General features: G+C 63.1%; 12 protein-coding genes. 3 read left to right on the top strand and 9 right to left on the bottom strand.

The genetic code is table 11. The features are described from left to right. Positions 1-20 precede the first annotated feature (20 nt). The 5 genes from E8Q41_RS12195 to E8Q41_RS12175 all read right to left on the bottom strand — a co-directional run bounded on the left by E8Q41_RS12195 (position 21) and on the right by E8Q41_RS12175 (position 4,863). Positions 21-1,352 (bottom strand): ABC transporter permease, encoded by a 1,332-nt coding sequence (locus E8Q41_RS12195; RefSeq protein WP_137155820.1) that lies wholly within the window; start codon positions 1,350-1,352, stop codon positions 21-23. Then, positions 1,349-2,032 (bottom strand): ATP-binding cassette domain-containing protein, encoded by a 684-nt coding sequence (locus E8Q41_RS12190; RefSeq protein ID WP_137155819.1) that lies wholly within the window; start codon positions 2,030-2,032, stop codon positions 1,349-1,351. Before E8Q41_RS12190 ends, E8Q41_RS12195 begins: the two co-directional genes overlap by 4 nt. 2 nt (positions 2,033-2,034) lie before the next feature. Then, complete coding sequence (locus tag E8Q41_RS12185) at positions 2,035-2,436, bottom strand: hypothetical protein (protein WP_137155875.1); 402 nt, start codon at positions 2,434-2,436, stop codon at positions 2,035-2,037. A gap of 145 nt (positions 2,437-2,581) precedes the next feature. Beyond that, the gene (locus E8Q41_RS12180) at positions 2,582-4,330 is read right to left on the bottom strand and encodes an alkaline phosphatase (protein WP_137155818.1); all 1,749 of its coding nucleotides are present in this window, start codon (positions 4,328-4,330) and stop codon (positions 2,582-2,584) included. A 152-nt stretch (positions 4,331-4,482) separates the two neighbouring features. Continuing rightward, positions 4,483-4,863, bottom strand: coding sequence for a hypothetical protein (locus tag E8Q41_RS12175; RefSeq protein ID WP_137155817.1), 381 nt, complete (start codon positions 4,861-4,863; stop codon positions 4,483-4,485). A gap of 308 nt (positions 4,864-5,171) precedes the next feature. Between E8Q41_RS12175 and greA the strand changes: the two genes are divergently transcribed. Genes greA through E8Q41_RS12160 form a run of 3 tightly spaced genes read left to right on the top strand, consistent with a single transcriptional unit; the run spans position 5,172 to position 7,603 of the window. Then, positions 5,172-5,648 carry a transcription elongation factor GreA gene (greA, locus tag E8Q41_RS12170; protein WP_137155816.1) on the top strand — a complete coding sequence of 159 codons (477 nt, stop codon included), beginning with the start codon at positions 5,172-5,174 and terminating at the stop codon, positions 5,646-5,648. A gap of 9 nt (positions 5,649-5,657) precedes the next feature. Beyond that, the gene (locus E8Q41_RS12165) at positions 5,658-6,707 is read left to right on the top strand and encodes a glycosyltransferase family 4 protein (RefSeq protein ID WP_137155815.1); all 1,050 of its coding nucleotides are present in this window, start codon (positions 5,658-5,660) and stop codon (positions 6,705-6,707) included. 47 nt (positions 6,708-6,754) lie between these two features. Further along, positions 6,755-7,603, top strand: coding sequence for a glycosyltransferase family 2 protein (locus E8Q41_RS12160; protein WP_137155814.1), 849 nt, complete (start codon positions 6,755-6,757; stop codon positions 7,601-7,603). Between the two features lie 204 nt (positions 7,604-7,807). Here E8Q41_RS12160 and E8Q41_RS12155 read toward each other — a convergent pair whose 3' ends face one another. The 4 genes from E8Q41_RS12155 to E8Q41_RS12140 all read right to left on the bottom strand — a co-directional run bounded on the left by E8Q41_RS12155 (position 7,808) and on the right by E8Q41_RS12140 (position 11,994). Beyond that, entirely contained in the window at positions 7,808-8,725 is a 918-nt protein-coding gene (locus tag E8Q41_RS12155) for a glycosyl transferase (protein WP_137155813.1), read from the bottom strand. A 4-nt stretch (positions 8,726-8,729) separates the two neighbouring features. Beyond that, positions 8,730-9,689, bottom strand: a complete 960-nt coding sequence (locus E8Q41_RS12150; protein WP_137155812.1) for a glycosyltransferase — start codon at positions 9,687-9,689, stop codon at positions 8,730-8,732. A 190-nt stretch (positions 9,690-9,879) separates the two neighbouring features. After that, positions 9,880-11,373, bottom strand: a complete 1,494-nt coding sequence (locus E8Q41_RS12145; protein ID WP_137155811.1) for a TRAP transporter large permease subunit — start codon at positions 11,371-11,373, stop codon at positions 9,880-9,882. An 18-nt stretch (positions 11,374-11,391) separates the two neighbouring features. Then, the gene (locus E8Q41_RS12140) at positions 11,392-11,994 is read right to left on the bottom strand and encodes a TRAP transporter small permease subunit (RefSeq protein WP_137155810.1); all 603 of its coding nucleotides are present in this window, start codon (positions 11,992-11,994) and stop codon (positions 11,392-11,394) included. Between the last annotated feature and the right edge of the window lie 273 nt (positions 11,995-12,267).

Genomic DNA, 12,267 nt, shown 5'->3' with positions numbered 1-12,267 from the left:
TTGTCTGCTGGCAGGCTGGTTCAGCCGCGCAACGCGGCAGCCGGCGACTGACGATAGGCGAGAACGGCCGGTATGGCTGCCAACGCGGCCGCTGTGACGAGCAACGCCGCCGCCAGCCACAGATCGTCACGCAGGAATTCGACCGGCATAGCGACCCCGCTCTGCCGCTCGAGCCTTCCGGAGATCGCCCGCGCCGCGAGATATCCCAGCCCGAAGCCTGAAGCCACGCCGAGCGCGATCAGTCCGAACAGCTCGATCCAGACGATGCCGAACAGCGCGCCACGCGGCGCGCCGAAAGCGCGCAACGCACCGATCTGTTTCCGCCGCTGCGTTACATGCATGAGCGTGACCAGAAGCAGCGCCGCCGCCACAAGCGCCTGCGACCCCACCGCCACCGCCGCCAGCACCGTCTTGGCGTCGCCGAGCGTGGCGTAGAGACGTGTCAGCACTTCGGCGGGGAACACAGCCTGGGTCGCGCCCTGGCGATATTCCTGCCTGAGCTTGTAGGCGTCGGCGATCGTCTTGGGCTTGACGAGCAGCGCCGGCAGGCCGGGCGGCTCCTCGCTCCAGCTTTCGTCGACGGGAGCCTCGGCATGGGCGGCGCGCCCATGGTCATGGTCGTCATCGTCGCCGTCGACATGAGCAGCCTCCACATGGCCCGCGTCCTCTGCAGCGTGCTCGTGGCCTCCGTCATCGGCGGCGTGGTCATGTCCGGCCTCTTCTCCGGCGTGTTCGTGGTCGTGATCTCCGCCCATGCCGTGAATATGCCAGACCGCCTGGATCGGCACCAGGATCGCTCGATCCCAGGCGGTTCCGGTCGGCTTCAGCCGGCCCGTGACGATATAGGCGAGTTCGCTATGGGTATGGCCACCCTCTTCTGCCAGACCATGCGTCGGCTTGATGGTCGCGCCCAGCGGCAGATCGACGGCCGAGCCGACGATCGCATCGCCCTCATGGACGAAGCTGACGCCTTCGGAGAGGCCGCCCGCGATATTCTCGACAAGCATCCGGGTCGATCCGACGATCGGATAATGCTGATAGCTGTCGCCGAAGCCGATCGGCGCGACCCAGGCGACGCGCGGATCCCTGGCAAGCTTTTGCAAAACGGCGCCGTCCATCAGCGGCAGGGCCGAAGCCTGCAGGAAGACACTGGACAGAACGAGTTGGTTATCGCTGCCGGCGGCGCCGATCACCAGATCGAACTTGTCGGCGGCGCGCGCGCTGCCGAGCCGGAGCGCGCGCTCCTGCAGCGTCACCGTCACGCCCAGCGCAACGGCCAGCGCTACGATCAATGCGATTGCGAACGCGCCGAGCCAGAGGCGGCGAAGATCGGCGTAGATGAACCTGATCATGCGCCGCCCTCCGCGCTGTCGGACGAGACACGGCCCGCCTGCAAGGTCAGGCGGCGGTCGAGCCTTTCGGTCAATCGAGGATCATGCGAGACGACGATGAGCGTCGCGCCTTCGTCGCGGGCAAAATCGAGCAGGAGCTCGGCGACCTGCGCCCCCGCCTCGGGATCGAGACTGGCGGTCGGCTCGTCGGCGACCAGGATGCCGGGCTTGCGCAGCGCAGCGCGCGCCACTGCGACCCGCTGCATCTCGCCGCGCGACATGGTCTCGACGCGCTGCTCCGGCCTACCCAACCCCACGCGCGCAATCAGGTCGCGGGCGCGGTCGGCGAGACCGGCGTCGACAGCGCGGGCGAGCCGCGCCGGCAGCAAGACGTTCTCGACGGCGGAAAGGCCGGCGAACAGATGGAAATCCTGCATCACCAGGCCGATATTGGCGCCGCGCCAGCGGTCGCGGCCGCTTTCGGACAACCGGGCGATATCAAGACCGCCCCAGACAATCCGCCCCGTCGGCAGGCGCTCCAGCCCGGTGACGAGGTTGACGAACGTGCTCTTGCCGGAGCCCGACGGGCCGGTGATCGCCACGCGTTCTCCGGACGCGACGCTCAACCGGTCGATCGCGAGCACCGGGGCAGCGAGACCGGCATAGGTCATCGCCAGATCTTCGATCCTGAGGGCGAGCATCGTCAGACCGTCCAGTAGCTGGCGTCGCGGATGCGCAGACGGCTAAGGAAGCCCGTGTCGGGGTCCACCCAGGTGCCGACGTCGAGACGGCCGGACACCATGATCTTGGAGCCGCCCTGCACAAAGGTCTGCTTTTCAGCGAGATAGATGACGACGATATTGTCCGGCCAATCCGAATCCGTCGAGCAGAAGGGGCAGATCGACATGGGGATCTCGGTCAGGACGAAGAATTGCGCCTCGGCCTTCAGCGGCGGCGCCATGAAACCGCCCATCTGCACGTCCTGGCCGGCGAGCGCCTCGACCTTTTTGGAGAATTCGAGCCCAAGAACGCTGATCTTGCCATAGAGTTCGTCGAAGGTCAGTTCGGCGGTCGCGGCTGGCGAGGGTCTGGCGAGGGTCAACATGGGAAAAAGCGTGAGGCCGCAGACGAAGGCGCGGCGGCTGAGCGCTGGAGACGAACGAACTGGCGTCACTGCGTCCTCCTGAAAATGGATCAATGAAACGGCTCGGGCGATCCTGTCGCCCGAGCCCAAATCGCGTCAAGCGATGTTACTTGGCGGCGCCGAGGGCAAAGGCGTCGGCGAGCACCTTGTAGACGTCGCTTTCTTCCATATAGCCCTTGAACTCTTCCGCGCCCGGACCGGAGGCCTGGAGCACGACGTCGTCGACGGCGTGGACGGCGGTTTCAGCGTTGCGCGGCAGGTTGCCGACGCGCAGGACCGCGCCAGGAATGTCCTTATAGGCCGGGTTGGCCACATATTCCTTCTTCTCGTTCTCGATCGCCGGCTCGAACGGACCATCCATCTTCGGACGGAAGGTTTCGTAATAGTCGGGGAAGTTCGAAGAGAACACGGCCAGACGGCGGGTCACGTCCACTTTGTCGGGATAGCCGTCGCCATTCTTGTCCTCATAGTTCGGGAAGCCAGCGTCGGCATAGACGCCCACTTTCTCGCGCATGTCATCGCCCGGCTTTTCGTCATCGACGGTGCCGATGATGGAGACGCCGTGGGTATGGTCGCCGGTGACGACGATCAGCGTGTCCGGATGGGCCTTGGCGAATTCGCGGGCGAGACCGACGACATGGTCGAGTTCGATGGTTTCATAAAGCGCGCGGTCCCAGTCCATCGGATGCGACATCTTGTCGACCGAGGCGCCTTCGACCATCAGGAAGAAACCTTCCGGATTCTTCGACAGCTTTTCGAGCGCGACCTTGGCCATGTCGACGAGACCCGGCTGGTTCGGGAACTTCTCGACGGTGCCCTTCTTGAGGAACTCGCGGTCGAGCGTCACGTCCATGTTGCCGGTGTGGAACAGGCCGAGCAGCTTTCCGTCCTTGGAAGCGGCGTCGGAGAGCTGGGTCTTGTCGGTCACCAAAGCGTAGCCGTCCGCCTGGAACGTCTTGATCAGGTCCTTGTCGTCCTTGCGCTTGGAGCCTGGGATTTCCTTCGACAGGAAATAGGCCGAGCCGCCGCCGAGAATGACGTCGGGTTTGGTCGTCTCGAACATGGCGGCGATATCAGCCTTGTCGCCACGCTTGCGGGTATGAGCGACGACGGCGGCCGGGGTCGCATCTTCGATTTCGGCCGTGGAGACGACGCCGATCGACTTCTTGGTCATGCGGCGAACGGCTTCGGCGATGTTTTCGACGCGCGGATCATCGAGTGTGTCGGGCGTGCGGTCGGCATAGACGCCGAGCGCGTTGATCGCGGTCTTGTGGCCGGTCATGTAGGCCGACATCGTGTTGGCCGAGTCGGTGGCGACGGAATTGGTGGCGGAGGTGCCGATGAACGCCATGTGATCGAGGTCGTCCATGTTCAGGCGACCGTTCGCCTTACCCTCGGTCATGCCCTTGGACATGATGCGGGCGCCGGTGCGGTGCGCGACGGAGAGGCCGTCGCCGAGGATGAAGATGATGTTCTTGGCCTTCGGCGCGGAGCCGGTGGCGTAGACGTCCCAGGTCACCGACTTCTTGTCGTTGCCAGCGGTCACTTCGACCGAATAGGCGCCGGCAGAAGCGATCTTGGCGTTGCGGAGGATGAGCGCCGAGCCGAGGCTCTTGTCTTCCTTGCCTTTTTCATCAGCGGTGAACGCGGCGTCGGCGCCGAGCGCGGCCTTGTAGTCCTGGCCGTTGACCGTCACCTTGACGTCTTCGGGCTTCACGACAGCGTCGAACTCGACCTTGAAATCGAAAGGCGAATTGACGAGAATCGTCGCGCGGTCAAGCGGATAGATCTCGGCCGCCTGAGCGGCGCCACCGAGAAATGTCGCAGCTGCGAGCGTTGTAATAAGCTTGCGCATAGTGTCCCTCTCCTTGAAAGCATTAACGGAAACCGCTTCCCGTTAATGCTTGCTCATGACAGGGACATGACTAACTCCACAACGAGAAATCGCGGAAGCACATCTGCGCAAGGCGATGCAGCTTCCGCATTGTCGCTGTCTCGGCCAAGCCGTTACCGGCAGACGCGGATGCGCTTCACATAGACATTGCCCCAGGCGTCGGTGCGGTAAACCTTCTTCTTGAAGCAATACGGCGCCACATATACGGGACCGCCGATGACCACGCGCGGACCACCCCAGTAGTAACCGGGATAACCGCCATAGCGCCAGCCGTCATGCCGCCAGTAACGACGATCGCCGCGCCACTCGTGGCGGTCGGCGTGGCGACGACCTCCGTCATGGAAGCCGGGATCCCGACCGCGATGACCATCGCCGCGCTCGGCGCGGTGACGCCAAACTTCCTCGCTGCCCCGGCGATCGCTCGCGGATGCGACGCCCGTCACCGACAAGATGGCGATGAGCGCGGCGGATGCGGTGACGACTAGTTTTTTCATGGGGCTCTCCAACGGCCGGGAAAATCTGATGGAACCCATTTACGATGTTCCGATTGAACCGGCTTTGAATGGGCCGTTCATCTGCCAGTCAGGTTTGACGCCGGCGGCGACACCGCCCATACCCGCTTGCGCAACGTGGCTTCTGAGGTTCCCGCCTGCGGGCAAAAATAATTTTCTCGCATTTTCGATGACAGTTCTGCTATAGAGGCGGCAGTTGATTTTCTGGACGGTTCTGAAGTTTGCGCTTCCGGGACCGTTTTCTTTTTGTGCCGGACCGACCGGCGCAGGGTAATGCTGAGGACGATGAGATGGTAGAAAAGGTACCGATGACGCCCCGCGGTTTTGCACAGCTCTCCGAGGAGCTGCGCTGGCGCCAGCAGGAAGAGCGCCCGCGGATCATCGAAGCGATTTCCGAAGCGCGCGCGCATGGCGACCTGTCGGAAAACGCGGAATATCACGCCGCCAAGGAGGCGCAGAGCCACAATGAAGGCCGCGTCGGCGAATTGGAAGATCTGATCGCCCGCGCCGAGGTGATCGACCTCACCAAGATGAGCGGCGACAAGATCAAGTTCGGCGCCACCGTCAAGCTGATCGACGAAGACACCGAGGAAGAAAAGACCTACCAGATCGTCGGCGACCAGGAAGCCGACGTGAAGTCCGGCCGCATCTCCATCTCCTCGCCCATTGCCCGCGCGCTGATCGGCAAGGAAGTCGGCGACATGATCGAAGTCAACGCGCCGGGCGGCGCCAAGGGCTACGAAATCATCGGCATCGCCTGGGGCTGAGGCCCCGCGATGCGCATCGCCGAGATCGAGGTCATCGCGCCGCATTTCAAGCGGCGCCTGTCCGGCGTCACCAGCACCGTGGTGCAGCTCGCGCCGCGACAGGTAGAGGCGGGCGTCAAGCTCGCGACCCTCGGCCCGGGTCTGCCGGACACGATGCCGCGCATCGGCTTTCTCGATCTTCTTGCCTGCTGGAAACGACCGGTCAGCGGCAGAAAACGCATATGGCACGCCCGCCGCAACAACGAGATGCTGGCCGGCGTTTTCCTGCGCGACGTGCTGCGCATGCCGATGACGTTATTGTTCACGTCGGCGGCCCAACGCCGTCATTCCCGCTACACCAAATGGCTGGTCTCGAAGATGGACGCGGTGGTCGCCACCTCTGCCCGTTCGGGCTCCTATCTCGATCGACCGCACACCGTCATCATGCACGGCGTCGACACGGAGGTCTTCCGTCCCGCCCGGCCGGATGACGCCGATCCCGCGCCGGAACTCGAGGGCCGGCTGATCATCGGCTGCGCCGGCCGCATCCGCGCCCAGAAAGGCACCGATCTCTTCGTCGACGCAATGATCGCGCTTCTGCCGCATTATCCGGCCTGGACGGCGGTGATCGCCGGTCGGGTGACCGCCGAACACGAAGCCTTCGCCGCCGACCTCCGCGCCAGAATCGAGAAAGCAGGGCTGACCGACCGCATCCGCTTCATCGGCGAGGTCGACGACATCAAGCCGTGGTATCGACGTTTCCAGCTCTTCGTGGCTCCGTCCCGCAACGAAGGCTTCGGTCTAACGCCGCTCGAAGCCATGGCCTCGGGCGCGCCCGCCGTGACCTCCGACGCCGGCGCCTATGCTGAAATGATCGTGCCGGGCCGAACGGGCCTCGTTGCCCCGGCTGGCGACGGCGACGCCCTGAAACACGCCATCGAACCCTATCTCGCAGACCCCGACCGCGCCCGCCGCCACGGCGAATACGCCGCCCGGCATGTCCGCGACAATTTCGCCATCGCCAACGAGGTCGAAGGCTTGAACAGGGTTTACGCGGATCTTTTCACCAGTAGCGGATAGAACGGTCGATCGCACGCCTGATTTCGTGATTGGAAAGGATGTCCGCAATGTTCGGCCAATGGATCAGCGCCTTCAAAAAGAGCCGCCGGCTTGCCGCAGCCGAAAAAGACATCAACCGACGCTTCGACGACAGCGCCTGGCGTTCAGCGCCCCTCCATGACCTGCCCGGTCAACTCATTGTGTCCTTGACGAGCTACCCCAAGCGTTACTCGACGTTGGCCCTGACCCTCAAAGGCCTGCTCGCCCAGAGCCAGCGCCCGGATCGCATTTTGCTCTGGCTGGATGTCGACGACATAACCCAATTACCATCTGACGTACGGCGTCTTGAGAATGACGGCGTCGAAATACAAACCTGCCCGGATTGGCGCTCCTACAAGAAGATCATTCCCGCGCTTCAGGCCTATCCCGACGCGTTCATTCTGACGGCGGACGATGATGTGTACTATCAACGAGACACAATCGCGGCGCTGACGGCGGCATATGATCCGGAACATCCCCATATCCTAGCCTTGCGCGCGCATAAGGTCGCTCTGGATCAATCGGGACAGCCGCTCGCTTATGGCGAATGGCCAAAGAATACGCAATCGGAAGCGCCCTCCCCGCTCACCTTCCCCACGGGCGCGCTCGGCGTTCTCTATCCGCCCGGCGTCTTCGATCCAGAAGTCGTCAACGATGCTCAGTTCATGTCTCTGTCGCCTTCCGCCGACGATGTCTGGCTTTACTGGATGTGGCGCAGAAAAGGCTATCTGGCGTGCAAGGTCGGCGGCAAACGGCGCTTTCTCGACTGGCCCGAAAGCCAGGCGACCAGCCTCCGTGAGGCTAATCTGGCAGGCGGCAATGATCGCGCCATCGCCAACCTGATTGAAGCCTACGGTTTTCCGCCCGTCAAAGAATAGACACCGCATCCTCGCTCAAAAAACGGCTGCGAAGACCGCGCCCCTTCGCACAAGAAACCCGCGGGTTTCCCAAAGGGAAGGACTTCCGGTGACCACAGTCGGCTCCCTCGGCAGAAGACGGCCATCAAATCGAAGTCTCGGAAAATTGTCGTTCTGGACCGGCTGAAAGAGAAAGCGCGCCATTGGCGGCGCCTGCCCTGATGCTCAGAGAGAAACTGTGACGGGCTGATAGGCAAGTCCGATCCGCGCCAAGGCCGAGACCGGCGAGTGGTTGATCAATCTCTGGCCCCGTTCCTCGGCGATACGGCGGGCCAGCTCGACATGCGCTAGGATCCGCTCCTCCGCTTCGGCTACCCCAGAATATGCGGTTTCGCCGGGCCGTTCGTAAAAACGCGGCGCCGCGGCGTTGGAAATATCGACGCCGACGAAGCCGACCGTCGGCGCGCCGGTGGACAGGGCGAACTGTAGCGCGCTGATCGCCACAGATCCGCCCTGAAAGACGCCCCGGTCCGGATCGCGCGAGAAGCCTGCGTCCCTATCCTCGTTCAACCGCACGAATGGCAGGCTGGACAGCATCTCGTCGGACCGGCGCGGCGCCCCATAAGGTTTGCGGATATCATCGATCAGAATGACGGTTCGCCCCGTCAGCCAATACCGATCAATCTCGAAAAGCGAACGAAGAACGCCGCATGAGAAAAGGCAGGGTGTATCTTTGCCGATCCGCTCGACCATCATCGCGAAGTGACGCCAGACGAAGCGTTCGTCCTCAATTGCGACAGCAAAGGGCTCGGCGATTCCGGCGCCGATCAGGCTGATAGCGCCGTTCAACAGCACGGCGGTCCGCGGCGGCAAGGATGCGATTGGCGCATTGAGCGCCGATGGCCCCGATCCGACAATCGTCAACCCGCCTTCGGCGCCATGGCGGAGAACCTCAGACCTGGTCAAGACGAACCTGAAATCGCTAAACACGGCCGTTCCGGCCGATGTCGCCGAACGGCCGGCAATCGAAAGACCGGGCAGCCATGAGAAGTAATGCGCGCGTTTGCGGCCGAGCAGGACCTGGCAGGCGAGTTTGACGAGTTTGCGCCGCAGAGGCCTGTCGCTGCCTCGCCCCGTCGTCATCGCGTCATTGCCCCGTGACATTGGCATAATGGCTGCCGAAAACACCGCGATAGGCATCGATGAAGCCGACCATGTCGCCGGCGAGCCGGGACGCCATCAACAGGCTTTCGCCGCTCGTGAACGGGATGGCGACGACAGAGGCCAGTATGCGGGGAATTCTCCCCAGCGCCTTGGCGAGCAGCATGATCCGCGGCATCGATCCGGTGCGATCGGAATCGGCGAACAGATAGGCCGTGTGTTCGCGGCCGCGCTTGAACTGATAAGAGAGCGTCAGGCGCGACAAGGGCACGGTGTCGTAGACCGGCGCGTCGATCGTCCAGCCAGCTTTGCCGCCCTTCGCCACCAGATCCTTATAGAGGCGACGGTCGCTGCCGCTGCCCTGACCGATGCCGTCGTCGAAGCGCAAGCCGGTGCGGCGAAAGAACTCAAGCCGGCCCAGCCAGTTGGCCGTCGACACATTGATGGAGTTCGGCCCCTTTTTGGCAAATCGACGCCGGGCCTTTTTCGCGACATGCGCGTTGCGTCGAACCATGCCCCGCCAGAGGATCGCCGCCAGTCCGCTTGCGCCCGCCGGCATGTCGCGGATCAGCACGGGCGCGCCGACGAGATCGTAGTCGCCCTCGCGGGCCATGCGGAGCAGGTTGACAAGCCAGTCGGCATCCACCTGTTCGTCGTCGTCAACGAAAGTCAAATAATCTGCGCCTTCCGCGAGCGCCATGTCGAGCACATGGTTGCGCGCGAAAGGAATGCCGCGACGCGGCTCCGCCTCGACCAGCAGCCGATGTCCGCCAAGCGCCGGCCGCATCTCCTCGACCACGGCGTGGATGGTCACCTCCGGATTGTTTTCCGCGATCGCGTAAAAGATCTCGACGCCATCGGGAATCCGCATCCGGCCATAGGACGCCAAAAGCGCCCGGAGCATATCAGGGCGATTGCGCGTGATGGTTCCGATGCAGATCTTCATGTCGCGTTCCTTGCGCCCGGAGGAAAAACCATGGACCGGGCCGTCTCATGCGCGCCGATTGTGGTGATTGTCCGGCGCAGCCACGGCCCCTAGCACAAGGCGAACGACCGGGAAATCCCCTGTCGCGCGTCTCGGCCATGCAAAAACCCCGCTCCTTGCCAGAGCGGGGTCGAAGTACGCGTTCAATGCCTCAATTCACCTTCGGCGGCCCGTCGAGCGGCGAGAGACCTCCCGGCAATCCCGGCAAACCGCCAGGCTCAGGCAGGCCCGGCAGGCCGCCGGGGGCGGCGTTGGGATCGGCGCCGAGCGTGGGCAGATCGATCTTGATCTCCACCTTGGACGGATCGATCTTGGGGCCGTCGTCGAGCCAATAGGTGACGGAGGTCGGCCAGAAGATCACCACCAGCACGAGGATCAACTGCATGCCGACCCATGGCAGCGCGCCGATATAGATATCGGAAGTCTTGACCGACGGCGGGGCGATGCCGCGCAGGTAGAAAAGCGCAAAGCCGAAGGGCGGATGCATGAAGCTCGTCTGCATGTTGACGCAGAGCAGCACCCCGAACCAGACGAGATCGATGCCGAGCGAGGCCGCCACCGGCGCCAGCATCGGCACGATGATGAAGGCGATCTCGAAGAAATCGAGGAAGAAGGCCAGGATGAACACGAAGATATTGACGAAGATCAGGAATCCGAGCGCCCCGCCCGGCAGCCCCGACAGCATGTGTTCGATCCAGCGCGATCCGTCCATGCCCTGGAAGACCAGGCTGAACACGGTGGAGCCGATCAGGATGAACACCACCATCGAGGTGATCCGCATCGTGGTCGACATCCCCTGCCGGATCAGCGGCCAGGTGAGCCGCCGGTTGATCGCGGCCAGCACGATCGCGCCGACCACGCCGAGCGCGCCGGCTTCCGTGGGCGTCGCCAGCCCCATGAAGATGGTGCCGAGCACCAGGAAGATCAGCACGATCGACGGGATCATGCCGAGCAGGATCGTCGCGATCAGCTTGCCGTCGAGGGGGCCGCGCGCCTCCTTGGGGATCGGCGGCATCATCTTGGGACGGAAGATGGCGATCAGCGCGATATAGAGGATGAAGATGCCGACCTGCAGCATCGAGGGCCCGATTGCGCCCTTGTACATGTCGCCCACCGAACGGCCGAGCTGGTCGGCCAGCACGACGAGCACCAAGGACGGCGGAATGAGCTGGGTGATGGTGCCCGAGGCGGCGATGACGCCGGTCGCCAGCTTCATATTGTAGCCGTAGCGCTGCATGATCGGCAGCGAGATCATGCCCATGGTGATGACGGAGGCCGCCACCGTGCCGGTGATGGCGCCGAGGATCGCGCCGACGATGATGACGGCGAAAGCCAACCCGCCCGGCACGCCGCCGAACAGTTTGCCGGTGCCTTCGAGCAGATCCTCCGCCAGCCCGCATCGCTCGAGGATGGCGCCCATGAAGGTGAAGAACGGAATGGCGAGCAGAAGTTCATTGCTGATGATGCCGTAGAAACGGAACGGCAGGCTTTCCATGAAGACCGGCTCGAAATGGCCGGTCAGGATGCCGATGGCCCCGAAAAACAGGCCCACGGCCGCCAGCGAAAACGCGACCGGAAAACCGTAGAGCATGAACAGAACCATGCCGAGAAACATGGCGGGCGGAATGATGCCGAAATCAAACATGGCCTTGGTCCCTCCCGATCACTGCAGCGGTTTTTCATAGGTGGTGTCGACCTCCACCGCGCCCTTCAGCGCCGCGATGCGCTTGATCAGCTCGGACAGGCCCTGCAGCGCCAAAAGCAAAAAGCCCAGCACCAGCAGGATCTTGACCGGCCAGCGGATCAGGCCGCCGGCATTGCTCGACTGCTCGCAGGCCGTCGACCACAGGGCTGCGACGGCGTCTAAGGCCCCCGCGCCGGTGCGTTCGGTGAAGCAGCTTGCAATCGACGAGAAAAAGAACGGCCAACACAAAACCGCGAAGAGAATGGAGACCGGCAGCAGGAACAGCGTGATGCCGATGATGTCGATCCAGAGCCGCGCCCTGGCGCTCACCGACCCATAGACGAGATCGACGCGCACATGCTCGTTCATCTTCAGCGTATAGGAGGCGCCGAGCAGCACCATCGCGCCGAACATGTACCACTGGATTTCCAGCCAGCCGTTGGAACTCATCGAGAAGAGATAACGGACAATGGCGTTGCCGGCGCAGATCAGGCTGCAGATGAGCACGAGATAATCGGCGATCTGTCCGAATTTTTTGGAAACGGCGTCGATGCCGTTGCTCAAAGAGAGCAGAGCTTGCATGCGTCCTCCCGATTTTTACGTCGCCCGGTCGTCGCCGGACGCTGTTTTTCCCCACAGACTTGCATATCGGATGGCGGCGCGACTGGAAAGACGGAAGGATTAAGACAAAAGGCTAATGCAACGGATCTTGCACATTTTCCCCAATATGCAGCGGAGTGGCGCGCGCCAGCGCCTGATGAGCGCAGCCAAAACGGTGGAAATCGCGGCGCACCCTTGAATATCCATGCGTTCCATTCATAGATAGGCGCAAAAGACCGCGTCAGCGGTCCGTCT

This window comes from Rhizobium sp. FKL33 (genome assembly GCF_005222915.1).
Lineage (GTDB): Bacteria > Pseudomonadota > Alphaproteobacteria > Rhizobiales > Rhizobiaceae > Rhizobium_E.
Note: the sequence above shows the minus strand (reverse complement) of the source record. Positions and strands in the feature narration are given on the sequence as shown.

Excerpts from the sequence above, each read along its gene's own strand:
- E8Q41_RS12195 (WP_137155820.1), bottom strand. The coding sequence starts at position 1,352 with ATGATCAGGTTCATCTACGCCGATCTTCGCCGCCTCTGGCTCGGCGCG.
- E8Q41_RS12190 (WP_137155819.1), bottom strand. The coding sequence starts at position 2,032 with ATGCTCGCCCTCAGGATCGAAGATCTGGCGATGACCTATGCCGGTCTC.
- E8Q41_RS12185 (WP_137155875.1), bottom strand. The coding sequence starts at position 2,436 with ATGTTGACCCTCGCCAGACCCTCGCCAGCCGCGACCGCCGAACTGACC.
- E8Q41_RS12180 (WP_137155818.1), bottom strand. The coding sequence starts at position 4,330 with ATGCGCAAGCTTATTACAACGCTCGCAGCTGCGACATTTCTCGGTGGC.
- E8Q41_RS12175 (WP_137155817.1), bottom strand. The coding sequence starts at position 4,863 with ATGAAAAAACTAGTCGTCACCGCATCCGCCGCGCTCATCGCCATCTTG.
- greA (WP_137155816.1), top strand. The coding sequence starts at position 5,172 with ATGGTAGAAAAGGTACCGATGACGCCCCGCGGTTTTGCACAGCTCTCC.
- E8Q41_RS12165 (WP_137155815.1), top strand. The coding sequence starts at position 5,658 with ATGCGCATCGCCGAGATCGAGGTCATCGCGCCGCATTTCAAGCGGCGC.
- E8Q41_RS12160 (WP_137155814.1), top strand. The coding sequence starts at position 6,755 with ATGTTCGGCCAATGGATCAGCGCCTTCAAAAAGAGCCGCCGGCTTGCC.
- E8Q41_RS12155 (WP_137155813.1), bottom strand. The coding sequence starts at position 8,725 with ATGACGACGGGGCGAGGCAGCGACAGGCCTCTGCGGCGCAAACTCGTC.
- E8Q41_RS12150 (WP_137155812.1), bottom strand. The coding sequence starts at position 9,689 with ATGAAGATCTGCATCGGAACCATCACGCGCAATCGCCCTGATATGCTC.
- E8Q41_RS12145 (WP_137155811.1), bottom strand. The coding sequence starts at position 11,373 with ATGTTTGATTTCGGCATCATTCCGCCCGCCATGTTTCTCGGCATGGTT.
- E8Q41_RS12140 (WP_137155810.1), bottom strand. The coding sequence starts at position 11,994 with ATGCAAGCTCTGCTCTCTTTGAGCAACGGCATCGACGCCGTTTCCAAA.